Source organism: Allobosea sp. LjRoot237 (assembly GCF_964253285.1).
Lineage (GTDB): Bacteria > Pseudomonadota > Alphaproteobacteria > Rhizobiales > Beijerinckiaceae > Allobosea.
Genome location: NZ_CAXUQP020000001.1, coordinates 3,309,504 through 3,332,162, shown reverse-complemented (window position 1 = coordinate 3,332,162; position 22,659 = coordinate 3,309,504). Strand labels below are relative to the sequence as shown.

Below are 22,659 nucleotides of genomic sequence, written 5' to 3'. Positions count from 1 at the left end.
TTCGGACCTTTGACCATGCAGACCGCCGAGGACATCGCCGCCCGGATCGTCGAGCGGGCGCGCGGTCTGAGCCGCATCGTCGTCGCGCTCGCTGGCGCTCCGGGAGCCGGCAAGTCGACCTTGAGCGAACGCGTGCTGGCGGCACTTCCAGAAGGCGAGGCGGCGCTGGTGCCGATGGACGGCTTCCACTTCGACAATGCCGTGCTCGACGCGATGGGGCTGCGCCATCGCAAGGGCGCGCCGGAAACCTTCGACTGCGCCGGGCTTGCGGCGACCTTGCTGCGCATCCGTTCGCGTGAGGAAGCCGTCGCAGTGCCGATCTTCGATCGGGAAGCCGATCTCGCCCGCGCCGGCGCTGCGATCATCCCGGCCGATGCTCGTTTCGTGCTGGTCGAGGGCAATTACCTCCTGCTCGACCGGGCGCCCTGGGCCGAGCTCGCGCCGCTCTTCGACCTGACCATCTTCATCGACGTGCCGCTCGCCGAGCTGGAGCGCCGGCTGCTCGCCCGCTGGACCGATCTTGGTCGCAGCCCTGAGGCCGCGCGCGCTTGGGTCGAGGGCAACGACCTGCCCAATGCGCGAGTGGTGATCGAAGGCAGCCGCCCGGCGAACATCATCTGGCGGAGTGAGGCGATGGCGGGCTGAGTGGGCGCCGACCATTCCCTTCCCCCCGCTTGCGGCGGGGAAGGGTTAGGGATGGGGGGACGGAAAGCAGGCCTCGACCATTCTTCCATGTCGTGCCGAGCGGCACTGCCCCCCACCCTAGCCCTCCCCACCGCAAGCGGGGGGAGGGAGTGCCCCGCTGGCGCAATGTGGACGCTCACGGACGATCTCCGCGATTTCCTTCTCCTACCCCCTGCATTCCCAGGAGAATCCGCCTATATCGGCGGTTCCATTTGGAAGCATTTCAATGTCCTCGCCTGCCACGCCGGTCCCGGCGCCCCTTGCGCGCCCCACCGTGCTCCAGCCCGGCTCCGGCTTCGTCGCCACCTTCCAGGCGCTTTGGCCCTATCTCTGGCCGCCGGAGCGGGCCGATCTGCGCCAGCGTGTCGTCGCCGCCTTCGTGCTGCTGGTGATCGGCCGCCTCGTGCTGATGGGCGTGCCTTTCGCCTTCAAATGGGCGACGGACGCGCTCGCCAACAACCCGACGACGCTGTCGAACTGGCTGCCCTTCCTGGTCGGCGCGCCGCTGGTACTGACGGTGATCTACGGTTTTGCCCGCGTCGGCTCGGCTGCCTTCGTGCAATTGCGCGACGCGATCTTCGCGCCGGTCTTCATGCATGCGGTCAGGACGCTGGCGCTGCAGACCTTCGGCCATCTCCACCATCTCTCGCTGCGCTTCCATCTCGAGCGCAAGACCGGTGGCCTGACGCGCGTCTTGGAACGCGGCCGAAACGGCATCGAGGAGATGGTCCGCCTCGGCCTCAACCAGCTCGTGCCGGTGATCATCGAGGTCACCCTGATCATCAGCGTGCTGCTCTATCTGTTCGACTGGCGCTATGTCGTCGTGCTGGTGACGATGGTGGTCGGCTACATGGCCTACACCATCAAGGCCACCGAATGGCGCATCGCCATCAGGGCCCAGATGAACGAGTCCGACACCGACGCCAATGCCAAGGCGATCGACTCGCTGCTCAACTACGAGACGGTGAAGTATTTCGGCGCCGAGGCGCGCGAGACCGCCCGCTACGACGTCTCGATGGCGCGCTATGAGCGCAATTCGATCAAGGCCTACACCTCGCTCGCCTGGCTCAATTTCGGCCAGGCCGCGATCTTCGCTGCCGGTCTCACCATCTCGATGGTGATGTGCGTGCGGGGCTTCCAGGCCGGCACCAACACGGTCGGTGATTTCGTGCTGATCAACGCCATGCTGATCCAGCTCTACATTCCCCTGAACTTCATGGGCACCGTCTATCGCGAGATCAAGCAGGCGACACTCGACATCGAGCAGATGTTCCAGCTGATCGGCCGCGATCCCGAGATCCAGGACAAGCCGGGCGCGGCCCCGCTCGATGTCCGCGCCGGCACAGTCACCTTCGAGGACGTGCATTTCGCCTATGTGCCGGAGCGGCAGATCCTGCGTGGTATTTCCTTCGAGGTTCCGGCCGGCAGGACGATCGCGATCGTCGGCCCGTCCGGCGCCGGCAAGTCGACGATCTCGCGCCTGCTCTTCCGCTTCTACGAGCCGCAGTCCGGGCGCATCCTGATCGACGGTCAGGATATCGCCGAAATCCAGCAGGTCTCCCTGCGCTCGGCGATCGGCATGGTCCCGCAGGACACGGTGCTGTTCAACGACACCATCGAATACAATCTGCGCTATGGCCGTCCCGAGGCGACGCAAGGCGAGATCGAGGAAGCGGCGCGCCTCGCCCAGATCGACCGCTTCATCAAGTCGCTGCCGGAAGGCTACCAGACCTCCGTCGGCGAGCGCGGCCTCAAGCTCTCCGGCGGCGAGAAGCAGCGCGTCGCCATCGCCCGCACCATCCTGAAGGGGCCGCCGGTGCTGGTGCTCGACGAGGCGACCTCGGCGCTCGATTCCTTCACCGAGAAGGAGATCCAGGACGCGCTCGACCGGGTCAGCGAGGGCCGCACCACGCTGGTCATCGCCCACCGGCTCTCGACCGTGGTCAACGCCGACGAGATCATCGTCCTCGACAAGGGTGTGATCGTCGAGCGCGGCCATCACCGCGAACTGCTCGCCGCAGACGGCGTCTACGCCGCGCTCTGGAACCGCCAGCGCCAGGTCGACGAGGCCAAGGCGACGCTGCAGCGGGCGACCGCGGAGGAGGGCGAGAGCGTTCGGGTCAGCCTGACGCAGTGAGCCCGGTCGGATGGCGACGCTTGTGGACGATCGATCAAGCGGGCCATTATTCGCGATGATAATCACGGGTCTCTCGGAGGGAGAGAGCCTGCCATGTCGATCGCGGACACCGCGCTTTGGGTCATCGAGCGCAATTCGAGCCAGGAGCTGACGCTGGGATCGATCGCGGCGGCCTGCAAGGTCTCGCGCTCGCATCTGGCCAACGCCTTCGGAACCGCCAGCGGCTGGCCGGTGATGAAGTATCTCAGGGCGCGGCGGCTGAGCGAGGCGGCGAGGCGATTGGCCGGCGGCGCTCCCGACATCCTCTCGGTCGCGCTCGAATTCGGCTACGGCTCGCACGAAGCTTTCACACGCGCCTTTCGCGACCAGTTCGGCACGACGCCGGAGGAAGTCCGCAATGGCGGCAGCCTCGACAGGCTTGATCTCGTCGCGCCGCTGCGGCTGCGGGATGGCCGCGCCCGGATGCCGATCCCGGCTTTGCGGCAACTCGGCAAGCGGCGTCTCGTCGGCCTCTCCGCGCCCTGCTCCTACGAGGCGACCATCGGCATCCCCGCGCAATGGCAGGCCTTCATGTCGGAGCACTATGAGGCGATCGCCGACAAGGTGCAGATGATGCCGATCGGCATCTGCCGCGCGCCGGATGAAGACGGCGGCTTCGAGTATATGTGCGCCGCCGAGGTCAGATCGACCGCTTCGCCGCGAAAGCCGCTGGCCTATCTCGAGATCGAGCCCCGGAGCTACGCCGTCTTCGAGCATGCCGGGCATGTCTCGACGATCTTCGACACCTATACGGCGATCTGGAACGAGGCACTGCCTGCCGCCGGGCTCGACGCAGCGAACGGGCCCGTCCTCGAATTCCACAACGATGCCTTCGACCCCGATACCGGGCTCGGCGGCCTGACGATCTGGATTCTGCTGGAGAGCGACAGGAACGGGAGCACGACATGACGGAGCAGGACACGGCCAAGGACGATGGAGCGGCGGGCCGCTCGGCCTCCAATGCATCGACTCTCGCCGGCTACGAGGGCTGCGCCGACGACTATGCCCAGACGACCGCTCCCAAACCGGAGGCGGGCGATCAGCCGGCACTCGTCGAGCTGCTGAAGGCCGCCCCGCCCGGAGGCAGCCTGCTCGAAATCGGCTCCGGCCCCGGCTGGGACGCCGACTGGCTGGAAGAACGGGGGCTCACGGTCAGGCGCACCGACGGGGCGGAGTCCTTCGTGCATTTCCAGGCTTCGCGCGGCCGGCACGCCGAGCGCCTCGACGTGATCCGCGATCCGCTGGGCGGTCCTCATGACGGCGTCGTGGCGCTCTATGTGCTCCAGCATGTCGAGCGCGAAACCCTGCCTGCGGTCTTCGCCAGGATCGCGCAGGCGATCCGCGACGGCGGCGTCTTCCTGCTCGGGCTCAGGGAGGGGGAGGGGGAGGGCGAGAGCGTCGAAATCGGCGCGACAGGAAGCGAATACTACGTCGCCCTGTGGCCGCGCTCCGAGATCATCGCCGCCCTGGCCGCGCTCGGCCTCGGCTTGCTCTGGTCCCACTCGTTCGACGGCCGCGAAGGCCGCTGGCTGACAGCCTTGTTCAGGAAGGGCGCGCCGGAATGAGCCGGAAGGCCTGGCCGCGCATCCTCGCCAGTTGAGAAAGCTTCCACAAAGCCCTCGCCAGGCTGGCACCGGATTTGCCAGTATGGCGCACGGCAGCTGAAGCGGGGGGCTTGATCATGTTCGTACTCGACCCGACCACTCTGGTCGGCTTCCACACCTGGCTCAGCATCATCGCCATCGTCGCCGGTATCCCGATGACGGCGGCGCTGCTGAAGGGCCATCTCAGCCAGCGCTGGAACGGCATCTTCCTGTCCACCGCGATCGCGACCAGCGCGACCGGATATGCCTTTCCATTCAGCGGCGTGCTGCCGTCGCATATCGTCGGGGCGATCTCGCTCATGCTGCTGGTGATTGCGGCAGTAGCCCTCTACGGCAAGGGGCTGCGGGGAGCCTGGCGCCGAACCTACGCGATCACGGCGGTGCTCTCGTTCTACTTGTTGATCTTCGTGCTGATCGCGCAGCTCTTCCTCAAGGTGACGGTGCTGCACGACATGGCGCCGACGCAGAGCGAGCCGCCCTTCGCCATCGTGCAGGGCATCGTGCTCGCGATCTTCCTCGCATTGACGGTGCTGGCGGCGCGGCGCTTTGGCAACGGCGTGGCCCTGGCAAGGCCGGCATAAGAAACGGGCGGCCCGGAAGGCCGCCCAAAGTCTCGCCATGGAGTCTCTGCCAATGGTCAGTTGCGGTCGACGTCGACGACCTCGCCGCGCCAGTTGATCTCGACGCGCAGTTCGTCGCCGCGCCTGTCGGCGCCATCGATCACCCAGGCGTTGCCGCTCCAGCGGGCCTGGTCGATCTCGGAGACGCCGTTGCGACGCGCGATCCTGATCGCCTCGCGCTGCGAGATCATCTCGTAGCGCGCGCCGTCATAACCTCGGCGGACATCGTCCGGCTTGTAGGTGCCGCCGCGATAGGGCGCATTGTCGTTGCTCGTCGGGCCGCGCTCATATTTCGGAACGTTGTTCTCCGGCCGCAGATCGACGCCCTGCGCCATAGCCGCGACCGACGACAGCGCGAGCGCGCCAGCCATCAATCCAATCTTCAGCGGTTTCATCCTCATCCTCCAGGGTTGATGATGTGCCCTGTAAGAAGAACTGCCGTGGATGCCGGGCGTTCCCACGATTTTCGTGACCATTCTGTGGCAAATATTTATCCGCCTCCAGCTTAGAACCGGGCCCGTCATTGCGGGCACCCGGGTCTTGCTTTCGGCAAGCCCGAGTACAGGCTCCGCGAAGCAATCCAGTGGGACTTGCCGCCGTGCCCTGGCGCCCTGGATTGCTTCCTCGCTGCGCTCCTCGCAATGACGGATGCTTGGTTCAGCCAAGTCGAAACTCTTTAGCCATGCCCGCCGATGATCGGCAGGATTTCGCCGGTGATGTAGCTGGAGCAGTGCGACGAGGCGAGGAAGACATAGGCCGGCGCGATCTCCTCGGGCTGCGCCGGCCGCTTCATCGGCACCTGCGAGCCGAATTCCGCCACCGCGTCGGCCGGCCGATCCGACGGGTTGAGCGGGGTCCAGACCGGACCGGGCGCCACCGCATTGACCCTGATCCCGCGCGGCAGCAGGTGCGCCGCCAGCGAGCGGGTGAAGGCGTGGATGCCGCCCTTGGTCGTCGCGTAGTCGATCAGCTCCTTGCTGCCTTCCAGCCCGACGACCGAACCGGTGTTGACGATCGCGCTGCCCTTGCCGAGATGCGGCAGCGCCGCCTGCGTCAGGTGGAAATAGCCGTGCAGGTTGGTACGGATCGTCGTGTCGAAATGCTCCTCGCTCAAATCCTCGAAGCGCGGCGCATGCACCTGGAAGGCGGCATTGTTGACGAGGATGTCGAGCCCGCCGAGTGCCTTCACGGTCTTCGCCACGGCATCGCGGCAGAAGCCCGAGTCGCGCACGTCTCCGGAGATCGCAAGGCCGCGGCGACCTTCCTTTTCGATCGCGGCGAGAGTCGCGCGCGCATCCTCGTCCTCGCCGAGATGCAGGATCGCGACATCGGCGCCTTCGCGCGCGAACAGCACCGCGACCGCCCGGCCGATGCCGGAATCGCCGCCGCTGATCAGCGCGACCTTGTCCTGAAGCTTGCCCGAGCCCTTGTAGTAAGGCGCGTCGTACATCGGCGCCGGATCGAGCGCCGCTTCCGAGCCGGGCTTGGCCTGGTGCTGCGCCTTGAACGGGGGAACTGGATAGAGCCGCGCCCCGGCCTGCACCGCGCCATCCTTCTTCTTCCGCGGCCGGGCATCGGCGCGGGCGATGTCCTTCTGGATGCGCCGCTGCTGCTTGGCTGCGGCCTTCACCGATTTGGGCGCCTTGTCGTCCTTCCGCTTCAGGGCACTCTTGGCCATCATCGCCTCCTTGCGAGTGGTTTCTCCGGTTCTTCGGGCAACGTGTCGGCGCTTGGCCGGTTCCCCTCGGTCCCGTTGTTCGGGCTGTACGGGTTGCGAGCGGTAAGCCCTCCCCCCGCCTGCGGTGGGGAGGGTTGGGTGGGGGGCTGTGCCGCTTGGCGCTACCCCGGGTGAAGAGGAGAGCCCTGCTTTCCGGCCCCCCATCCCTAACCCTTCCCCACCGCAAGCGGGGGGAAGGGGATGCGCGCCGTTTTCAAGCCGTCGTCTGTTCCTCCCCCGGCTGCCCTTGCGGCCGCCGGAATTCTCGGCAAGCTCGACACAACGAGAATCTCGGCAGCTGGGAGGGCACATGGCGCTTGAGGCGGACGTCGTCATCGTCGGCGCTGGCCTTGCCGGCCTCGTCGCTGCCGCGGAGCTGGCCGATGCCGGCCGCAAGGTGATCGTCGTCGAGCAGGAGCCACGCGCCTCGCTGGGCGGCCAGGCGCACTGGTCCTTCGGCGGGCTCTTCCTGATCGACTCGCCCGAGCAGCGCCGCCTGCGGATCAGGGATTCGCGCGACCTCGCCCGGCAGGACTGGTTCGGCTCGGCCGGCTTCGACCGTGAGGAAGACCATTGGCCGAGGGCCTGGGCGGACGCTTATCTCGATTTCGCTGCAGGTGAAAAACGCAGCTGGCTGCATCAGCAGGGCATGCGCTGGTTCCCCGTCGTCGGCTGGGCCGAGCGCGGCGGCTATCTCGCCACCGGCCATGGCAACTCGGTGCCGCGCTTCCATGTCACCTGGGGCACGGGGCCGGGCGTGCTCGAACCCTTCCTGCGCCGTGTCGCGGAGGCGGAGGCGAAGGGCCTGATCGAATTGCGCTTCCGCCACCGCGTCACCGGGCTGACGCGCAGTGGCGGTGCCGTCGACGGCATTGAGGGCGAGGTTCTGGAGGACAGCGCTGTCGAGCGCGGGCAGGCGAGCTCGCGCGCCGTGACCGGCAGCTTCGCCATCAAGGCGCAGGCGGTGATCGTCGCCTCCGGCGGCATCGGTGGCGATCACGAGCTGGTGCGCCGCAACTGGCCGCAGCGCCTCGGCGAGCCGCCGAAGCGCATGCTGTCCGGCGTGCCGGCCCATGTCGACGGCGCCATGCTCGGCGTCGCCGAGGCGGCCGGCGGCCGCCTGATCAACGGCGACCGGATGTGGCACTATGTCGAGGGCATCGCCAACTGGGCGCCGATCTGGCCGGCGCATGCGATCCGCATCCTGCCCGGCCCGTCCTCGCTCTGGTTCGACGCCCGCGGCAACCGCCTGCCGGTGCCGCTCTTCCCCGGCTTCGACACGCTCGGCACGCTGGAGCATCTGCGCAAGACCGGTTTCGACCACTCCTGGTTCGTCACCAGCCGCAGCATCGTCGCCAAGGAGTTCGCGCTCTCCGGCTCGGAGCAGAATCCCGACCTCACCGGCAAGAGCTGGCGCCAGGTCATCCAGCGCGCCAGGGCCGGCATGCCGGCGTCGGTCCAGGCCTTCCTCGACAAGGGCGAGGACTTCATCGTCGAGACCGACTTCTCGCGCCTGGTCGCCCGCATGAACGCGCTCGGCGGCGCCGGGCTGATCGACGAGACGCACTTACGGGCGCAGATCGAGGCGCGCGATCGCGACGCCGACAACCCCTATGGCAAGGACCTGCAGGTCACCGCGCTGCGCGGCGCCCGCGCCTATATCGGCGACCGATTGATCCGCACGGCAAAGCCGCACCGCATTCTCGACCCGGCCCATGGCCCGCTGGTCGCGGTCAGGCTCAACATCCTGACGCGAAAATCGCTCGGCGGGCTGATGACCGATCTCTCGGCGCACGTGCTGGGGGATGGCGGCGAGCCGGTGCCGGGCCTTTATGCGGTCGGCGAAGCCGCCGGCTTCGGCGGTGGCGGCCTGCACGGCTATCGCGCGCTCGAGGGCACCTTCCTCGGTGGTTGTATCTTCTCGGGACGGGTCGCGGGCAGGGCGGCGGCGCAGGCGGTGGGGTAGGGCTTCCTTCTCCCCTCGGGGGAGAAGGTCCCGGCAGGGGGATGAGGGCGCCTCGACCGGGTGAGACGGTAGTCGTCCTGCGCTTCACGACGAGCCCTCATCCGTCAGCGCTTCGCGCTGCCACCTTCTCCCCCGAGGGGAGAAGGGAAGAACCCGCGCCAAAAGCCCCGCCGGCTCTCGCCGCGAGGGTTTTGAAGGCAAGCGCCAGCCCAAGGGGGGCGCGGGGTCCGGGTGCGGCAGCTTTCCGCCGCTGTGTCGAATGTCGATGTCGAAATGTCGAAGCGGCTTGGAGTTGCCGCTCCCGAACCCCGCGCGCGGTTCTCTTCAGGTGCCTCGCCGTGCCATCGGGTCGGGCAGACCCGGCTTCGCCCGGACGAGGCCCCTCCGCTATCATCGACCCGCAACGGTCGTTCAGAACGGACACCGCTCTCCCGCCCGGCCGCACGATGCCTCGCGACAGCCCCCTTGGTCGGACAGGACGCGGGGAGAATACGCCAGGTTTCGGGAGCGGGGATTGATTGGCGAGTTATCCCCGCGCCTCTTTCGCAAAAGCCCGCAAAAGCCTAAACAGCTTCGCCGTCATGCGGCCTCAACCCCGCCGTGAAGGCGCTGCCAGATGCGCGCGCCGCGCCAACAAGAGCAACAGGACTAACGCCCATGTCTCTCGTCGACTCCGTCCGCCGGACGATCGTGCCGATCCACAAGGAAGGCTATGTCTTCATTGCCATCGGCGTGGTGGCAACGCTCGTGCTCGGCCAGCTCTGGGCACCCTTCGGCTGGATCGGCACGCTGATCACGCTGTGGATCTGCTATTTCTTTCGCGATCCGGTGCGGATCGTGCCGCAGCGCGAGGGGCTGGTGATCTCGCCCGCCGATGGCCGCATCAGCCAGATCGCCACCGCCGTGCCGCCGCCGGAGCTGGATCTGCCGGCCGAGCCGATGACGCGCATCTCGGTGTTCATGAACGTCTTCGACTGCCATGTGAACCGCAGCCCCGTCGCCGGCCGCCTCCTCAAGATGGCCTATACGCCGGGCCTCTTCCTCAATGCGGAGCTCGACAAGGCGAGCGAGGACAATGAGCGCAACGCGCTGGCGATCGAGACGCCGGCCGGCACCATCGCGGTCGTCCAGATCGCCGGGCTGATCGCGCGCCGCATCGTGCCCTTCGTCAAGGAGGGCGATCCGCTCGGACAGGGCGAGCGCTTCGGCCTGATCCGCTTCGGCTCGCGCGTCGACGTCTACCTGCCGCAGGGCGTGACCCCGCTGGTCGGCGAGGGCCAGACCGCGATCGCCGGCGAGACCGTGCTGGCCGATTTTTCCGGCAACGACATCGCCCGGGCGTTCCGGGGAATTTGAGATTCGGAGAAGGGCGCGGGGAACCCTTCTCCCGTGTGGGAGAAGGGCAGGGATGAGGGCCTGCCCTATCCGCAGAAGGCGCTGCGGCAGCCGCTTCGCCCTAATAATCAGCGGCGGTCCCTCACCCCTACCCCTCTCCCACACGGGAGAGGGGTTCCCGCGCATGCTCGCTGCCCACGCTAGCCTCCCGCCTTAAAACCGCGTATTCCGGCGCTCATGAGCGACCTCTTTCCCCCTTTCGAGCCTGAGCGCGTCGAATCGAAGCGCGCCCGCTTCAAGGCGATCCCGTTCCGGCTGATCGCGCCCAATGTCGTGACGCTGATCGCCCTTTGCCTCGGCCTGACCGCGATGCGGCTCGCGGTCGACGGTAAATTCGAGTCGGCGACGATCTGCATCCTCGTCGCGGCCCTGCTCGATGGCATCGACGGGCGCCTCGCGCGCCTGCTCAAGGGCACCTCGCGTTTCGGTGCCGAGCTCGATTCGCTCTCGGATTTCGTCTGCTTCGGCGTCGCCACCGGTTTCGTGCTCTGGACCTTTGTCCTGCACGATCTGCGCTCCTTCGGCTGGATCATCGTGCTGACGCTGGCCTGCGCCATGGCGCTCAGGCTGGCGCGCTTCAACGTGATGATCGACGATCCGAACCGGCCGGAATGGCAGAAGAACTTCTTCGTCGGCATGCCGGCGCCGGCCGGCGCGATCACCGCGATGCTGCCGTTCTACCTGGAGTTCGTCGGCGTGCCGGTCAGGGAGTATGGCGCCCCCTTCGTCGGCCTCTACATCCTGTTCATCGCCTTCCTGACGATCTCGCGCATCCCCTGCTATGCCGGCAAGACGCTCGGCACCCGCGTTCCGCGCGATCAGGTGCTGCCGATCTTCGTCGCCGTCGTCGTCATCGCCGGCCTGCTCTTCGCCTATCCGTTCGAGATGCTGGCGCTGGTTGTCGTCGCCTATCTCGCGCTGATCCCGCTCAGCGTCGCACGCTACCGCAAGCTGGAACGCGAGTATGAGGCGGTGGCGCGGCTGCCGACTGTCGCCGAGCCGGTTACGGCAGTCGAGGACGCCAAACCTCAACTGTGAGTGGTCGTCTTATGCGTTCTTGTGAGGAATTGTGAGGCGCGCTATTCTAGCGGCATGAAATCCGACAATATGCGCCCCCTGACCATCTCGCTCTCGCCCCAGCAGCTCGCGCGCCTGAGTAAGGCCGTCGAGAGCGGCGCCTATGCCTCGAATAGCGAGGTCCTGCGCGATGCGCTGCGACTCTGGGAGCAGCGCGAGGAGTTGCGCGAACTGGAACTCGCCCGGCTGAAGCAGGCCTATGAGGAGGGGCTGGCGAGTGGCGAGCCGGTGGAGCTGAGCCTCGACGACCTTCTGTCTCGCTTTCGCACCAAGGCGGCCGGTCAATGACTGGCAAGGTTCGCTACACGCCACGCGCGGAAGCGGACCTTTTCGAAATCTGGGTTTCCGTAGCGAGGGATAGCGAGCGGGCGGCAGATGCGCTGATCAGCCGGATCGTCGACAAGATCGAGTTGGCTGCGGAATTGCCCTATATGGGCGTCGCACGGCCCGTGCTCGGATCGCGAGCCCGCATTCTGATCGAAGGCCGATATATTGTCATTTACCAGCCCGGACCGCCGGCATTATCGGTGGTTGCCGTGGTGCACGGCAGGAGCGACCCAGAAACCTGGCTGAGCTGAGCCGCCTTTGCTCCGGCTATCGCGACCGCTTCGACAGCCGGCTGGCATTGGCGCGGATGCGCCGCGAGAACGGCTCCAGCGTGCTGTGGACGGCCTTGGCCGTCGCTTCGCCGAGCCCGTTCGGGGTCAGCGGATTGAACGCCATGCTCCACCAGAACAGTGTCGCGGCATGGCCGATGGCGAAGCTGCTTTCGGCCATGGCCGCCGCCTTCTCGACTACGGCCTTGCTGGCCTCGCGCTGGCCCCTGGCGTCGCCGAGCACGCCCTTGGCCAGGATCGGCAGCCGCATCGCGATGGTGAGCCCGGCGTCGACCTGCATCGCGACCATCTGGGCGAGGACGCTTTGCGCGTCCGCCGCCAGCGCGACAGTCGAGGCAGATCCAGTTCGTGACGCCATGGCGAAAGCTCTCCGGGTGACGAGAAGGGGGCCGCGTGGGCCGAGCCTCGCGGGTCGCCGCCACGCCCGCCTGTCTGATGTGGCAAGCTAAACGGGTTAGTGCAATCCGGAACCATGCATGGCCACGCTCAAATTCTACGCATTGCACAGGAGATGCAGCCACCCCATGCGTGAGGGGCAGGGCGGCCGGGTGGCCGGCTCGCCAGGAGAGGGCTTGGGATATTCCGCAACAGGCTCTAAAGCCTTGCGGGAAACCGTCCGGGACGCGCAGCGAGCCGACACTTGAACCTCTTCAGCTCCCAGAAACCGCCGGGCTGGCGGCCGAAGCTGGTCCTGGCCTCGGCCTCGCCGCGCCGCCTCGCTCTGCTCGAACAGGCCGGCCTCAAGCCCGATGCGCTGCTGCCGTCGGATCTCGACGAGAGCCCGCTCAAGGGCGAGCGCCCGCGTGATCTCGCCCGCCGGCTCGCCCGCGCCAAGGTCGAGGCCGGGCTCGCCGGGCTGAAAGGCCGCCCCGATCTCGAAGGCGCCTATATCCTCGCCGCCGACACCGTCGTCGCGGTCGGGCGGCGCATCCTGCCCAAGGCCGAGATCGTCGACGAGGCGGCCGCGTGCCTGCGCCTGCTCTCCGGCCGGGCGCACCGGGTCTATACCGGCGTCGCGCTGGCGACGCCGTCGGGCACGATCCGCGAACGCATCGTCGAGACGCGCCTGCGCTTCAAGCGGCTCTCGAACGAAGACATCGAGAATTACCTCGCCTCGGGCGAATGGCGCGGCAAGGCCGGCGCCTATGCCATCCAGGGCATCGCCGGCTCCTTCGTCGTCAAGCTCGTCGGCTCCTATACCGGCGTCGTCGGCCTGCCGCTCTACGAGACGGTCAACCTGCTCGGCGGCGAGGGCTTCCCCATCCGCCTCGGCTGGCTGAATGTCGGCTGAGCGAACTTAAAGCCAGACGACCATGGTCCTGATCTGGCTCTCGCCGCTCATCCTTTTCCTCGGGTTGATCCTGTCCGGACGCTCGGCACTGACCGCCGGAGCGCTCGGCACCATCTGCGCCGCGCTCGTCGCCTTTTTCGCCGGCCCGGCGCATCCGGACGCGGCTGCGATCATCAGGCATTTCGCCGCCGGCGCCTGGATCGGCCTGCCGGCGGTGCTCGTCATCGTCGCCGGGCTCGCCTTCTCGCTCAGCCTCGAGCGGGCCCAGGCCGATGTCGACCCGGCTCGCCCGGAGCATGGCGCGCTCGCCGAGGCCTGCCTGTTGCGCGGGCCGTTCCTGGAAACCGCGACCGGCTTCGGCGTCGGCTACGTCGTCGCGGTATCGGGCGCCCGCCGGCTCGGGGTCGACAAGGCGCCGGCGCTGGCGCTCGCGACCTTCAGCCAGATCCTGGTGCCCTGGGGCGCGCTCGGCATCGGCACCAGGATCAGCGCCGACATCGCCGGCGTGTCGCTGATCGCGCTGATCTGGCGGATCGCGCTGGTGACGGCGCTGCTCTGCGCCGCGCTGCTGCCGCTGTTCTGGCGGCTGTCGCGGCAGGCCGGGCTAGCGCCGGCGCTCACCGACCGCGCCGAATGGGCCGGCCTCATCCTGCTGCTGATGGTTCTGCTGGTCGCAGCCAATCTCACCCTGCCGCTTGAGCTCGCCGCCATCGCGGCGCTGGCCCCGGTGATGCTGCTGCGCTTCCTGCGGGTCAGGGGCTGGTCCGGGCTCGACCGGGCGCTGCTGGCGCGGCTTGCGCCCTATATCGCGCTGGTCGTCGCACTGGCGCTGATGCGGCTGGTGCCGGCGATCCATGACCGGCTGGAGACCCCGTCCTTCAAGCCCTTCGCCGACGCCTCGGCTTTCGCGCCGCTGCTCTCGCCGGCTTTGCCGCTCATCGTCATCGCGCTCGTCGTCGCCATCAGCCGGGGCGGGGCAAGGCAGGCATCGGCGTTGCTGAATCTGACTCTGCAGCGCTCGGGGCGAGCGGCGCTGCTGACCTTCCTGCTCGTCGGCATGGCCTGGATCATGGTCGGCTCCGGCCTCGCCGGTGGCATCGGCCTCGCTGTCAGCAGTGTGCTCGGCTCCTGGTCGGCCGGGATCGTGCCGGTCGCCGGCGCGCTCGGCGGCTATCTCACCGGCTCGAACACCGGCGCCGGCGCCGTCTCGATGCCGCTCGCCACCGCGCTCGTCCCGGCCGGCGAGGCGCGGCTGGCGGTGATCGCCGCCGCGGTCGTCGCCGGCAGCCTGCTCACCGCGGTGAGCCCCGTCCGCGTCACCATGGGCCAGGTCCTGATCAAGGCGACTACGCCTGAGACCGCGCAGGCGATGCGCTCGCTCTGGCCCTGGTTCGCGCTGGTCGTGGGTTTCACGGTGGCCATCGCGCTCGCGGCCGCACAGCTCGCCTGAACGCGCCGGGCGCAGGAGCGCATGCGGGCTTGCACGCCGCGCGCTTGCCGAGGCCGCCGCGAGTGCCGATGCTGTCGCGATCACGAAGGCGCCGGCATCAGATGGCGCGCAGGGCAGGGAACGTTGGAATGGCTGGACGTCTTCAAGGCAAGGTCGCGATCGTCGCGGGCGCGGGCTCGATCGGCCCGGGCTGGGGCAATGGCAAGGCGACCGCGACCGTGTTCGCCCGCGAGGGCGCCAGGGTCGTCTGCGCCGACCGCAATCTGGAAGCCGCCGAGGAGACCGCAGGCATCATCAAGGGCGAGGGCGGCGAGGCCTTTGCGATCCGCACCGACGTCACCAGCCAGGACGATCTCAGCGCACTCGTCGAAGCGACGCTCAAGGCTTACGGCCGCATCGACGTGCTCGACAACAATGTCGGCATCGCCGAGGTCGGCAGCGTCGTCGACCTGCCGCTGGAGACCTGGGAGCGCGTCTTCAAGGTCAACCTGACCGGCTGCTTCCTGGCGATGAAGCACGTCATCCCGGTGATGCAGCGCCAGTTCGCCGAGGGCGGGCAGGGCGGTTCGATCATCAACATCTCCTCGATCGCCTCGATCCGCCACACCGGCGTGCCCTATGCCAGCTATGGCGCCAGCAAGGCGGCGATGAACCAGCTCACCCGCACCACCGCGGCGCAATACGCCCCCGAGAAGATCCGCGTGAACGCGGTGCTGCCCGGGCTGATGAAGACGCCGATGGTCGAGCATTCGGCCGGGCTCGCCCAGACCTATGGCAAGGGCGATGTCGCGGCGATGTGGGCGGCGCGCGACCGGCAGGTTCCGATGGGACATATGGGCGAGGCCTGGGACGTCGCCTGGGCAGCGCTCTTCCTCGCCAGCGACGAAGCGCGCTATGTCACCGGCATCGAGCTTCCAGTCGATGGCGGAGTGACCTTGCAATATGGCGCCTGAACAACCCGAGAATCCCGCCCCGCCCGCGCGGCCTTGCCCGATCTGCGGCAAGCCGGCCGTGCAGCGCTTCAAGCCGTTCTGCTCGTCCCGCTGCTCCGACATCGACCTCGGCCGCTGGCTCAAGGGCAATTACGTGATTCCGGGCGAGCCGGTGGAAGAGGCCGAGGAAGTGCCGATGCGGAGGGACGAGGAGGATTGAGGCCCATTGCGAGCGGCTGATCGCCTAAGCTCCGCGCGACGGGTCAGGCACTTTCCGGTGGGCTCATCGCCCTGAATTCCGCCTGCCGCGCGATCGAGCCACCGGTACATCCGCGGCTTGCTCCAGATCGGCGGTAGGCATGGCGCCGTCTCCGGCGCCGCCGCATCAACCCGGCCGCGGCGCTTTGGTTCCAGGGTTTGTTCACGCCGGCGAGGCGGCCGCGCTCGCGACCTGCCGGATCGGCGGCGCCATCCGCCTGGCGGGGCAAAACCGCCGTACAGGCCACGGTTTTGCCGCCTGTGCAGGCCCGGACGAAAATTTCACAGGGGCCGGATCGTTTGTCGGCTGGACAGCCCGTGCCCATGCATCTATATCGCCTCCCACCAACCGAAGCGCAGCGCGCTTCGCGGGACGCCCAGGTAGCTCAGTTGGTAGAGCATGCGACTGAAAATCGCAGTGTCGCTGGTTCGATTCCAGCCCTGGGCACCATTTCTGCTCTGCCAAAAAAATCAGTGCGATAGGTCAGATTTTCAGGCTTTGCGCGACAGTGCTTGTTGGGGTGTTTTGTTCACGCCTCGTTTTCGGCCTTGCGCCGCGCTAGGCGGAGCTCCGCGACCCGTCCCGTCTGAACGAGCTTTCCTCGATTATATTTCATCGTCGTGCCGAACTGCGTGTGGGTCGCGACCTTCATGATGTCGGTGTCGATACCGCGCCTGCCTCCAACGCTTCGCCGAGCGCTCCGGTGCGGTTACCCGCGTCACGTCAGGCGTGCCCAGCAGGCGTCGCACGTTCAGCTCGCTCCGGCGGAACATTCTTGGCCGCTCTGCGAGTGCGACGCGCGCGTTCTTAGGCGCGACGCCCGTCACGCAGCCGGCGAGCGCGAGCCAAGCCGCAGTGACGGCCACGATGCCGTCGCCACGACCGGCACGACCAATCTTCGCCCTACGGCTTCACGATGGCAGCCCGAGAGGATGCTCTGGTGGCCCGCGTCAACGAACTGAAAATCCTCAGCGAGGCCGAGAAGGTGTTGCTGAATGCGCTATCTAGTTCGCCGACGCGTCTCGTCGATCAGCGTCTGTAGCTTGTCGTTGGTCGCGCCAAGCCGAACGTTCGTTTCAACCGCCTGCTTGCTGAGACCTGCGATATCGGCGCGGATTTCTTTCACGTCTTTTTTCAGCTCCGTCACGTCGCCGGATACGCTGGAATAGATGATGCTGACCAGCGCTAGAACAATAGCGCACAAACCGCCGCCAACCGTCAGGGCAACGCTCGTCGGGATGCCTCGGGTGTCAGCTTGGGGCATGCTAGGAAACATGGTGGAGTTAGCGGCGCTTGCCAAGCCCGCGGGGACTTGTGGGACCGATGCCTGCCCCCGATTCGTGGCGCCAGCCATGGCATTAGAGGTCGCGCCCTTGTAAGGATCAGTCAGGCCGGCGAGCATTTTTCGCGTCCTCGCGCATCTGTCGGCGCTGAGCTTCAATCTCTTCGTGCGTGATCTTTCCTTCGGTCACTAGCAGTTCAAGACGCTGTTCAAAAAATAGAGCCGCGCCCACGAATCCCGGTAGCGGCATCACGATTTGGCAAACCGTTGCAATTTGGCTTCCGCCGTTAGCGGCGATATCAGGGTCGAGCCTTGAGAGATAGAACTTTGCATTGTTTTGGCTGTGCGACATGCTCTCGACGCCATCGGAAAAAATTACCGGCAAAAATGGTGTCGGATACTTGGGCTCTCGTTCCATTCCCCCTGCCTCCCATTTCGCAGCGTGACGCGGCTACTTCGCACGCCTTCCCTCAAAAAAGCCCCGGCTTCAGGCGCTCCGACATTTCATATCCTAGCCACTTGCCGGCTCTTGCACTGCGTCAAATACGTGAACGTCGGCGCCAACGCGAACGCGGATCTGATAGGTCTTCTGCTTCGCATCTCCCGCCGGAGGTGCAATGCCAACCGTGCCGCCGTACCACTCTCCCGGCAGCAATGTGTGATCCTTGATGTAATCATTCTCGAGGCGAGCCATGTTTGCTTGCCCTTGAGCGATCGAGGATTCAACCATCGCTGAATTCTGCACAGAGGCGTTTGCCGATGCGATCGCAGCCGCCGCCGGGCTGTAGCCGGTCGTTGTAGCGATGTAAGTCCCGCGAGGCGTATAGATCGTGCTGTTCGATCGATAGTAGCCAGCCTGTGACGCTGCAGCTGCGTTTGCACCGGCGGCGACACCGACGAGGATGGCAGAGACGACCTGCCGTGTTTTCTCTTCCTGCTGCAGCTTCTCGAAAGTCAGCACTTCGAGGGGCTGGCCTGTCGTACCTACGCCGAAAGACTGTTCGACCTGAATCTCGGAGACCGTGAAATTCTGCGGCGCTTTCCCACGGTTTTGCATGGCGACAACGAAGCCAACACGCTGACCGGCCGGGATTTCACGGCCAGTGCGGCTCAGCAAAACCACGGATTCTTTGCCTACTGACGAGACCGTTGGCTTACCCTCCCGCATCAATGCGGTCTGTCCAGGCCCAGCGTTGAATCGGACACGATCAGAAACGCAGCCGGTTGCCACCACGGCCAAAAGGACCGCGCACCCCACCCTAATCATCGCTCCCCCCCGACGGCTGCGGTTTGTTATTTTTTGGCAGCCTGCACAAGCTTAAGTTGCCGGAACAACGGGCGTCAATTCAACCTATGTCGATCACGACAGCCGTCGACCCCGAATGTCGAAGATCTGTTCAACCAGGTTTTGATACTCCGCCAGCAACTCCTGCAACGGCCCGATCTCCCGGAACGCCCGCTGGTCCTGTTCTTCCTCGCCTTGCTCGTCCCAGGCGGCGATCGCCTCGTCTGCGGCGGCGAGGTGATCGGCTGACGGGGAGGGTGGCGGCGTGGCGCCGGCTTCCTCGACAAGTCGCAGGGCGATCTGGCGGCGGAGTTCGTCTGCGCGTTGGAGCATCGGCTCGAGCGGGTCGGTGTAGGGCATCTGTCGAACCTTGCTCCGTCAAATCGGGGCGGACAAGCCGCGCGCCGCAACACCTCGCTCCTTCGCGCGTTGACGCCCGGTGATCAATCGCTGTGGGGGAGGGTGGCATGAATTTCGGAGCCATGGCTTTCGACATCTGGGCCGAGATCGATCTGTTGCTGCGCCTGCTGGCCGGGATGGCGGCCGGGGTCGTCGTCGGCTGGGAGCGCACCCACAGGCAGCATGCGGCCGGCATCCGCACCTTCGGGCTCGTCGGCCTCGGCACCGCCGCCGCAGCGACGATCTTCAGCGAGCCGCATGAGATCGACGCCGCCAGCCGCGTCGTGCAGGGGCTGGTCACCGGCATCGGCTTTCTGGGCGCCGGCGTCATCGTGCTGCGCAAGGGCCAGACCACGCCGCAGGGCCTGACCACGGCGGCGGCGATCTGGATCACCGCGGCGCTGGGCTGCGCGGCCGGGCTCGGCGAGCATGCGATCGTGCTCTCGGCGACCGTGCTCGCTTTGGGTCTGCTGATTATCGATCATTCGATCGAGCGCTGGGCCGGCCGGCCGCCGCGGCCCGAAGAGGACGGCGGCAGCGAGGAAGCCGGCTGATCCGGCCTGACATCGCCGCGCCGGCGATGTGATCCCGGCCGCGGGTGCCATTCAGTTTTGTCGAGCGAAACCGGCCCGTTAACGCGAACGGTTCATCCGGCGCGCGATGGCGCACCCTGCCATGTCCTGTTGACCGGGCGATTCCAGACTTGCCTGGGCCGGCCGGAATTGGGCAACCCAGTTACGTCGGCCGTCCGAAGTTCCCGCCAATTCGCATCACAGAATAGCCTTCTTTCTTAAGCAAAGGCCCCCATCCTTCGACCAGCCGTTCCCGCGATCTCCCACCGCAAGGCGGACCATGACGATGTGGTTTCGACCATGACGACGCCTGCCATCGCGACATGGGCCATCGGCGTCGCGCTGCTCGCGGTAAGCCTGCCGGGAGAGGCCCGGGCCGACCAGATCGCGGCCAGGACGCGCGGACCGGCTTCGCCGCCGCCGGCCTTCCTGAATTTCTGTGCGAAGAACCCGTCGGAATGCCGCCGATCGGGAGCTCTGACGCGGCAGGTTGCCCTGACCCCGGAGCGCCAGCGCGACCTGCAGGAGGTCAATGCGCGGGTGAATTCCGCCATCTCCGAGATATCCGACCCGCAGCATCACGGCCGCGAGGACGTCTGGAGCATCCCGACCGACGGGCAGGGGGATTGCGAGGATTTCGCGCTTCTGAAGCGCAAGCAGCTGATCGAGCGCGGCTGGCCGTCCTCGGCCCTGCTGATCGCGGTCGTCGGCACGCCTTCCGGCGAGGGGCACGCGGTGCTGATGGCCGCGACTTCCGAAGGGGATCTCGTTCTCGACAACAAGACCTCCCGCCTGCTGCCCTGGACCCAAACCGGGTACCTGTTCTTCACGCGCATGTCGCAGGCCAATCCGCGCGCCTGGGAAGCGATCGATGGCGGCACGATCGCCGTGACCGCTGCGACACGGCGCCCAGATCGGCCCTGACCGGCCTGATCGCTGACGATATCTGGTCCGAGAAGCCGGGACATGTGAGCTCGTGCTCGCCTTGCTGCGTGTCGGTTGCTCGCTGGGATTATTGTTCTCCCTCGAGCGCGCATGATCCGATCAGGCTGGTGTGCAGCCTGATCGGATAGATCTCCGGGCTCAACGGCTGCTGCCGCCGTGTCCGCCACCACCATTGCCGCCGCCACCCTGGCCGCCGCCACCCTGGCCGCCGCCGCCCTGGCCGCCGCCACCCTGGCCGCCGCCACCCTGGCCGCCGCCGCCCTGGCCGCCGCCGCCCTGGCCGCCGCCACCCTGGCCGCCGCCGCCCTGGCCGCCGCCGCCGTGGCCGCCGCCACCGTGGCCGCCGCCGCCGTGACCGCCGCCGCCGTGACCACCGCCGCCGTGACCGCCACCGCCGTGACCGCCGCCGCCCTGGCCGCCGCCACCCTGGCCGCCGCCGCCCTGGCCGCCGCCGCCCTGGCCGCCGCCGCCGTGACCGCCACCGCCGTGACCGCCGCCGCCCTGGCCACCACCGCCATGGCCGCCGCCGCCGTGACCACCGCCACCGTTGCCGCCGCCGCCCTGGCCACCACCACCGTTGCCGCCGCCACCGTGACCGCCGCCGCCGTGACCACCGCCACCGTGACCATCGCCGCCATGACCGCCGCCGCCGTGACCACCGCCGCCGTGACCGCCACCGCCGTGACCGCCGCCGCCCTGGCCGCCGCCGCCGTGACCGCCACCACCGTGACCGCCACCGCCGTGGCCGCCACCGCCGTGACCGCCGCCACCATGGCCACCACCGCCCTGACCACCACCGCCGTGACCACCACCGCCGTGGCCGCCGCCGCCGTGGCCGCCGCCGCCCTGGCCGCCACCGCCATGGCCACCACCATCGTGACCGCCACCGCCACCGTGACCGCCGCCACCGTGGCCGCCACCGCCGTGACCGCCGCCGCCATGGCCACCACCATGACCACCACCGCCGTGGCCGCCGCCACCATGGCCGCCACCGCCGTGGCCACCACCACCATGGCCACCACCACCATGACCACCACCGCCGTGGCCACCACCACCATGGCCACCACCACCATGACCACCACCGCCGTGGCCGCCGCCGCCGTGGCCACCGCCACCACCGCCGCCACCACCGCCGCCGCCACCGCCGCTGCCACCGCCGCCGCTGCCACCGCCGCCGCTGCCGCTGCCGCCACCGCCGCTGCCACCGCCGCCACTCTGGCCGCCACCGCCGCTGCCGCCGCCGCCACCGCCGCTGCCGCCGCCGCCACCGCCGCTGCCGCCGCCGCTGCCGCTGCCGCCGCCGCCGCTGCCACCGCCGCCACTCTGGCCGCCACCGCCGCTGCCGCCGCCGCCACCGCCGCCGCCGCCGCTGCCACCGCCGCTGCCGCCGCTGCCGCCGCCACTGCCGCCGCCACCACCGCTGCCGCCGCCACCGCTGCTGCCGCCGCTGCCACCGCCGCCACTCTGGCCGCCACCGCCGCTGCCGCCGCCGCCACCGCCGCCGCTGCCGCTGCCGCTGCCGCCGCTATTCGAGTTGCCTGCCGAACTGCTGCCCGAGGCGTTTCCTCCACCGCCGCTGGAACCTTCACCGCCGTTGCGGTCGCTTCCACTGGAGTTCGGAGCGCCACCCGAAGACAAGGCTCCCGTCGTCAATGGCGGGCACATCCAGTATTGAGTGCCGCCCTGCTGAACCAGGGTGCACGCGGCATTGGGTGCGCGCGTGCGCCTGCCATTGGCGGAAACGGCGCTGTAGTATTGGACATTGCCGGCCGCGGCACCTTGAGGCGCCGGCGCCGTGGTGCCGATCGCCGCGGTGGCCCGCGGCGGGCATGTCCACAGCAGGTCGCGGTCGTATTGCACGATGATGCAATCCCGGCCCGGCGCCCGCGTTCTGCGGCCGGTCGGGGATACGGCGTTGTAGTATCGCACCCCACCTGCATCGGCCAGGTTCGGCCCGGGCGCTGCCGGTCGGGCTGCGTTCTGCCGGAACGGGTTGTCGCGTGCCGCCGGATCGCATTCCCAGAGCCAGTTGTTTCTGATCAGCTTGCGCTCGCAGGCTCCGTGGGGCCGTGCTGTCGGGGCGCCGTTGATTGCGAGGCCCTCATGATACTCAGGCCATGGGCCAGCCCCTTGCGCGTAAGCAAAACTCGAGGTGGTGGCGAGAAGTCCCGCAATAAAGATTTTGCTCTGCAGGTATCGCATGACGTGTCCCTCCGCCCGGGAGGCCAGTAGCCGCCCAGCGCAAAAAAGATGTATTTCGGGATGGCCTGTTTTAGATTTCCAAACAGGGCCAGTCCGGCACGTTGAGCAATAACACGCGGTGTCGACTTGATTTTATTCTATTCGAGTGAAAGCTTTAGGTCGCTCGAACTAATCCGATGGGATTAC

Annotated in this window: 24 protein-coding genes and 1 tRNA gene; 18 read left to right on the top strand and 7 right to left on the bottom strand. The window is 67.7% G+C overall.

Going from position 1 to position 22,659, the window contains the following annotated elements; genetic code table 11:
* Positions 1 to 15 precede the first annotated feature (15 nt).
* From ACSQ24_RS16175 to ACSQ24_RS16155, 5 genes are all read left to right on the top strand, one after another.
* Positions 16 to 645 carry a nucleoside triphosphate hydrolase gene (locus ACSQ24_RS16175; RefSeq protein ID WP_436097905.1) on the top strand — a complete coding sequence of 210 codons (630 nt, stop codon included), beginning with the start codon at positions 16 to 18 and terminating at the stop codon, positions 643 to 645.
* Between the two features lie 265 nt (positions 646 to 910).
* A complete protein-coding gene (locus tag ACSQ24_RS16170; protein ID WP_436095660.1) occupies positions 911 to 2,821 on the top strand; it encodes an ABCB family ABC transporter ATP-binding protein/permease in 1,911 nt (636 codons plus the stop codon).
* A 93-nt stretch (positions 2,822 to 2,914) separates the two neighbouring features.
* On the top strand, positions 2,915 to 3,769 hold the full coding sequence (locus ACSQ24_RS16165) for an AraC family transcriptional regulator (protein WP_436095659.1): 855 nt from the start codon (positions 2,915 to 2,917) through the stop codon (positions 3,767 to 3,769).
* Positions 3,766 to 4,425, top strand: coding sequence for a class I SAM-dependent methyltransferase (locus ACSQ24_RS16160; protein ID WP_436095658.1), 660 nt, complete (start codon positions 3,766 to 3,768; stop codon positions 4,423 to 4,425). Before ACSQ24_RS16165 ends, ACSQ24_RS16160 begins: the two co-directional genes overlap by 4 nt.
* A 116-nt stretch (positions 4,426 to 4,541) precedes the next feature.
* On the top strand, positions 4,542 to 5,045 hold the full coding sequence (locus ACSQ24_RS16155) for a hypothetical protein (protein WP_436095657.1): 504 nt from the start codon (positions 4,542 to 4,544) through the stop codon (positions 5,043 to 5,045).
* A gap of 56 nt (positions 5,046 to 5,101) precedes the next feature.
* Here ACSQ24_RS16155 and ACSQ24_RS16150 read toward each other — a convergent pair whose 3' ends face one another.
* The gene (locus ACSQ24_RS16150) at positions 5,102 to 5,479 is read right to left on the bottom strand and encodes a hypothetical protein (protein ID WP_436095656.1); all 378 of its coding nucleotides are present in this window, start codon (positions 5,477 to 5,479) and stop codon (positions 5,102 to 5,104) included.
* A 281-nt stretch (positions 5,480 to 5,760) separates the two neighbouring features.
* Positions 5,761 to 6,762: an SDR family oxidoreductase gene (locus ACSQ24_RS16145; RefSeq protein ID WP_436095655.1), complete on the bottom strand. Its 1,002-nt coding sequence runs from the start codon at positions 6,760 to 6,762 to the stop codon at positions 5,761 to 5,763.
* 349 nt (positions 6,763 to 7,111) lie between these two features.
* Between ACSQ24_RS16145 and ACSQ24_RS16140 the strand changes: the two genes are divergently transcribed.
* From ACSQ24_RS16140 to ACSQ24_RS16120, 5 genes are all read left to right on the top strand, one after another.
* Entirely contained in the window at positions 7,112 to 8,767 is a 1,656-nt protein-coding gene (locus ACSQ24_RS16140; protein ID WP_436095654.1) for an FAD-binding dehydrogenase, read from the top strand.
* A gap of 609 nt (positions 8,768 to 9,376) precedes the next feature.
* On the top strand, positions 9,377 to 10,123 hold the full coding sequence (locus ACSQ24_RS16135; RefSeq protein ID WP_436097904.1) for a phosphatidylserine decarboxylase: 747 nt from the start codon (positions 9,377 to 9,379) through the stop codon (positions 10,121 to 10,123).
* 216 nt (positions 10,124 to 10,339) lie between these two features.
* Positions 10,340 to 11,200, top strand: a complete 861-nt coding sequence (locus ACSQ24_RS16130) for a CDP-alcohol phosphatidyltransferase family protein (RefSeq protein ID WP_436095653.1) — start codon at positions 10,340 to 10,342, stop codon at positions 11,198 to 11,200.
* Between the two features lie 69 nt (positions 11,201 to 11,269).
* Positions 11,270 to 11,527 (top strand): type II toxin-antitoxin system ParD family antitoxin, encoded by a 258-nt coding sequence (locus ACSQ24_RS16125; RefSeq protein ID WP_436095652.1) that lies wholly within the window; start codon positions 11,270 to 11,272, stop codon positions 11,525 to 11,527.
* Complete coding sequence (locus ACSQ24_RS16120) at positions 11,524 to 11,817, top strand: type II toxin-antitoxin system RelE/ParE family toxin (protein WP_436095651.1); 294 nt, start codon at positions 11,524 to 11,526, stop codon at positions 11,815 to 11,817. The genes ACSQ24_RS16125 and ACSQ24_RS16120 overlap by 4 nt, the downstream gene beginning before the upstream one ends.
* Positions 11,818 to 11,833: 16 nt before the next feature.
* Here ACSQ24_RS16120 and ACSQ24_RS16115 read toward each other — a convergent pair whose 3' ends face one another.
* Positions 11,834 to 12,214, bottom strand: a complete 381-nt coding sequence (locus ACSQ24_RS16115; protein WP_436095650.1) for a hypothetical protein — start codon at positions 12,212 to 12,214, stop codon at positions 11,834 to 11,836.
* Between the two features lie 282 nt (positions 12,215 to 12,496).
* Here ACSQ24_RS16115 and ACSQ24_RS16110 point away from each other — a divergent pair, with 282 nt between their 5' ends.
* The 5 genes from ACSQ24_RS16110 to ACSQ24_RS16090 all read left to right on the top strand — a co-directional run bounded on the left by ACSQ24_RS16110 (position 12,497) and on the right by ACSQ24_RS16090 (position 16,238).
* Entirely contained in the window at positions 12,497 to 13,147 is a 651-nt protein-coding gene (locus tag ACSQ24_RS16110) for a Maf-like protein (RefSeq protein WP_436095649.1), read from the top strand.
* 22 nt (positions 13,148 to 13,169) lie between these two features.
* Positions 13,170 to 14,597, top strand: coding sequence for a hypothetical protein (locus tag ACSQ24_RS16105; protein ID WP_436095648.1), 1,428 nt, complete (start codon positions 13,170 to 13,172; stop codon positions 14,595 to 14,597).
* 128 nt (positions 14,598 to 14,725) lie between these two features.
* A complete protein-coding gene (locus ACSQ24_RS16100; protein WP_436095647.1) occupies positions 14,726 to 15,550 on the top strand; it encodes an SDR family NAD(P)-dependent oxidoreductase in 825 nt (274 codons plus the stop codon).
* Entirely contained in the window at positions 15,540 to 15,749 is a 210-nt protein-coding gene (gene yacG / locus ACSQ24_RS16095; protein WP_436095646.1) for a DNA gyrase inhibitor YacG, read from the top strand. The genes ACSQ24_RS16100 and yacG overlap by 11 nt, the downstream gene beginning before the upstream one ends.
* A gap of 413 nt (positions 15,750 to 16,162) precedes the next feature.
* A tRNA-Phe gene (locus ACSQ24_RS16090) sits at positions 16,163 to 16,238 on the top strand.
* A 550-nt stretch (positions 16,239 to 16,788) separates the two neighbouring features.
* Here ACSQ24_RS16090 and ACSQ24_RS16085 read toward each other — a convergent pair.
* The 4 genes from ACSQ24_RS16085 to ACSQ24_RS16070 all read right to left on the bottom strand — a co-directional run bounded on the left by ACSQ24_RS16085 (position 16,789) and on the right by ACSQ24_RS16070 (position 18,715).
* On the bottom strand, positions 16,789 to 17,190 hold the full coding sequence (locus ACSQ24_RS16085) for a hypothetical protein (RefSeq protein ID WP_436095645.1): 402 nt from the start codon (positions 17,188 to 17,190) through the stop codon (positions 16,789 to 16,791).
* Positions 17,171 to 17,488, bottom strand: coding sequence for a hypothetical protein (locus ACSQ24_RS16080; protein WP_436095644.1), 318 nt, complete (start codon positions 17,486 to 17,488; stop codon positions 17,171 to 17,173). Before ACSQ24_RS16080 ends, ACSQ24_RS16085 begins: the two co-directional genes overlap by 20 nt.
* Before the next feature lie 93 nt (positions 17,489 to 17,581).
* Positions 17,582 to 18,193 carry a hypothetical protein gene (locus ACSQ24_RS16075; protein ID WP_436095643.1) on the bottom strand — a complete coding sequence of 204 codons (612 nt, stop codon included), beginning with the start codon at positions 18,191 to 18,193 and terminating at the stop codon, positions 17,582 to 17,584.
* Between the two features lie 237 nt (positions 18,194 to 18,430).
* On the bottom strand, positions 18,431 to 18,715 hold the full coding sequence (locus ACSQ24_RS16070; RefSeq protein ID WP_436095642.1) for a hypothetical protein: 285 nt from the start codon (positions 18,713 to 18,715) through the stop codon (positions 18,431 to 18,433).
* A 107-nt stretch (positions 18,716 to 18,822) separates the two neighbouring features.
* Here ACSQ24_RS16070 and ACSQ24_RS16065 point away from each other — a divergent pair, with 107 nt between their 5' ends.
* The 3 genes from ACSQ24_RS16065 (at position 18,823) to ACSQ24_RS16055 (ending at position 22,503) form a co-directional block, all read left to right on the top strand.
* A complete protein-coding gene (locus ACSQ24_RS16065; RefSeq protein WP_436095641.1) occupies positions 18,823 to 19,308 on the top strand; it encodes an MgtC/SapB family protein in 486 nt (161 codons plus the stop codon).
* A gap of 318 nt (positions 19,309 to 19,626) precedes the next feature.
* Positions 19,627 to 20,250: a transglutaminase-like cysteine peptidase gene (locus tag ACSQ24_RS16060; protein WP_436095640.1), complete on the top strand. Its 624-nt coding sequence runs from the start codon at positions 19,627 to 19,629 to the stop codon at positions 20,248 to 20,250.
* Between the two features lie 177 nt (positions 20,251 to 20,427).
* Positions 20,428 to 22,503 carry a hypothetical protein gene (locus ACSQ24_RS16055; RefSeq protein ID WP_436095639.1) on the top strand — a complete coding sequence of 692 codons (2,076 nt, stop codon included), beginning with the start codon at positions 20,428 to 20,430 and terminating at the stop codon, positions 22,501 to 22,503.
* The last annotated feature ends 156 nt before the right edge of the window (positions 22,504 to 22,659 follow it).

Coding starts and splice junctions, on each gene's coding strand:
- ACSQ24_RS16160 (WP_436095658.1), top strand. CDS start 3,766: ATGACGGAGCAGGACACGGCCAAGGACGATGGAGCGGCGGGCCGCTCG.
- ACSQ24_RS16165 (WP_436095659.1), top strand. CDS start 2,915: ATGTCGATCGCGGACACCGCGCTTTGGGTCATCGAGCGCAATTCGAGC.
- ACSQ24_RS16070 (WP_436095642.1), bottom strand. CDS start 18,715: ATGCCCTACACCGACCCGCTCGAGCCGATGCTCCAACGCGCAGACGAA.
- ACSQ24_RS16085 (WP_436095645.1), bottom strand. CDS start 17,190: ATGCTCGCCGGCCTGACTGATCCTTACAAGGGCGCGACCTCTAATGCC.
- ACSQ24_RS16115 (WP_436095650.1), bottom strand. CDS start 12,214: ATGGCGTCACGAACTGGATCTGCCTCGACTGTCGCGCTGGCGGCGGAC.
- ACSQ24_RS16105 (WP_436095648.1), top strand. CDS start 13,170: ATGGTCCTGATCTGGCTCTCGCCGCTCATCCTTTTCCTCGGGTTGATC.
- ACSQ24_RS16175 (WP_436097905.1), top strand. CDS start 16: ATGCAGACCGCCGAGGACATCGCCGCCCGGATCGTCGAGCGGGCGCGC.
- ACSQ24_RS16125 (WP_436095652.1), top strand. CDS start 11,270: ATGCGCCCCCTGACCATCTCGCTCTCGCCCCAGCAGCTCGCGCGCCTG.
- ACSQ24_RS16145 (WP_436095655.1), bottom strand. CDS start 6,762: ATGGCCAAGAGTGCCCTGAAGCGGAAGGACGACAAGGCGCCCAAATCG.
- ACSQ24_RS16130 (WP_436095653.1), top strand. CDS start 10,340: ATGAGCGACCTCTTTCCCCCTTTCGAGCCTGAGCGCGTCGAATCGAAG.
- ACSQ24_RS16100 (WP_436095647.1), top strand. CDS start 14,726: ATGGCTGGACGTCTTCAAGGCAAGGTCGCGATCGTCGCGGGCGCGGGC.
- yacG (WP_436095646.1), top strand. CDS start 15,540: ATGGCGCCTGAACAACCCGAGAATCCCGCCCCGCCCGCGCGGCCTTGC.
- ACSQ24_RS16140 (WP_436095654.1), top strand. CDS start 7,112: ATGGCGCTTGAGGCGGACGTCGTCATCGTCGGCGCTGGCCTTGCCGGC.
- ACSQ24_RS16170 (WP_436095660.1), top strand. CDS start 911: ATGTCCTCGCCTGCCACGCCGGTCCCGGCGCCCCTTGCGCGCCCCACC.
- ACSQ24_RS16080 (WP_436095644.1), bottom strand. CDS start 17,488: ATGGAACGAGAGCCCAAGTATCCGACACCATTTTTGCCGGTAATTTTT.
- ACSQ24_RS16120 (WP_436095651.1), top strand. CDS start 11,524: ATGACTGGCAAGGTTCGCTACACGCCACGCGCGGAAGCGGACCTTTTC.
- ACSQ24_RS16155 (WP_436095657.1), top strand. CDS start 4,542: ATGTTCGTACTCGACCCGACCACTCTGGTCGGCTTCCACACCTGGCTC.
- ACSQ24_RS16065 (WP_436095641.1), top strand. CDS start 18,823: ATGAATTTCGGAGCCATGGCTTTCGACATCTGGGCCGAGATCGATCTG.
- ACSQ24_RS16150 (WP_436095656.1), bottom strand. CDS start 5,479: ATGAAACCGCTGAAGATTGGATTGATGGCTGGCGCGCTCGCGCTGTCG.
- ACSQ24_RS16060 (WP_436095640.1), top strand. CDS start 19,627: ATGACGACGCCTGCCATCGCGACATGGGCCATCGGCGTCGCGCTGCTC.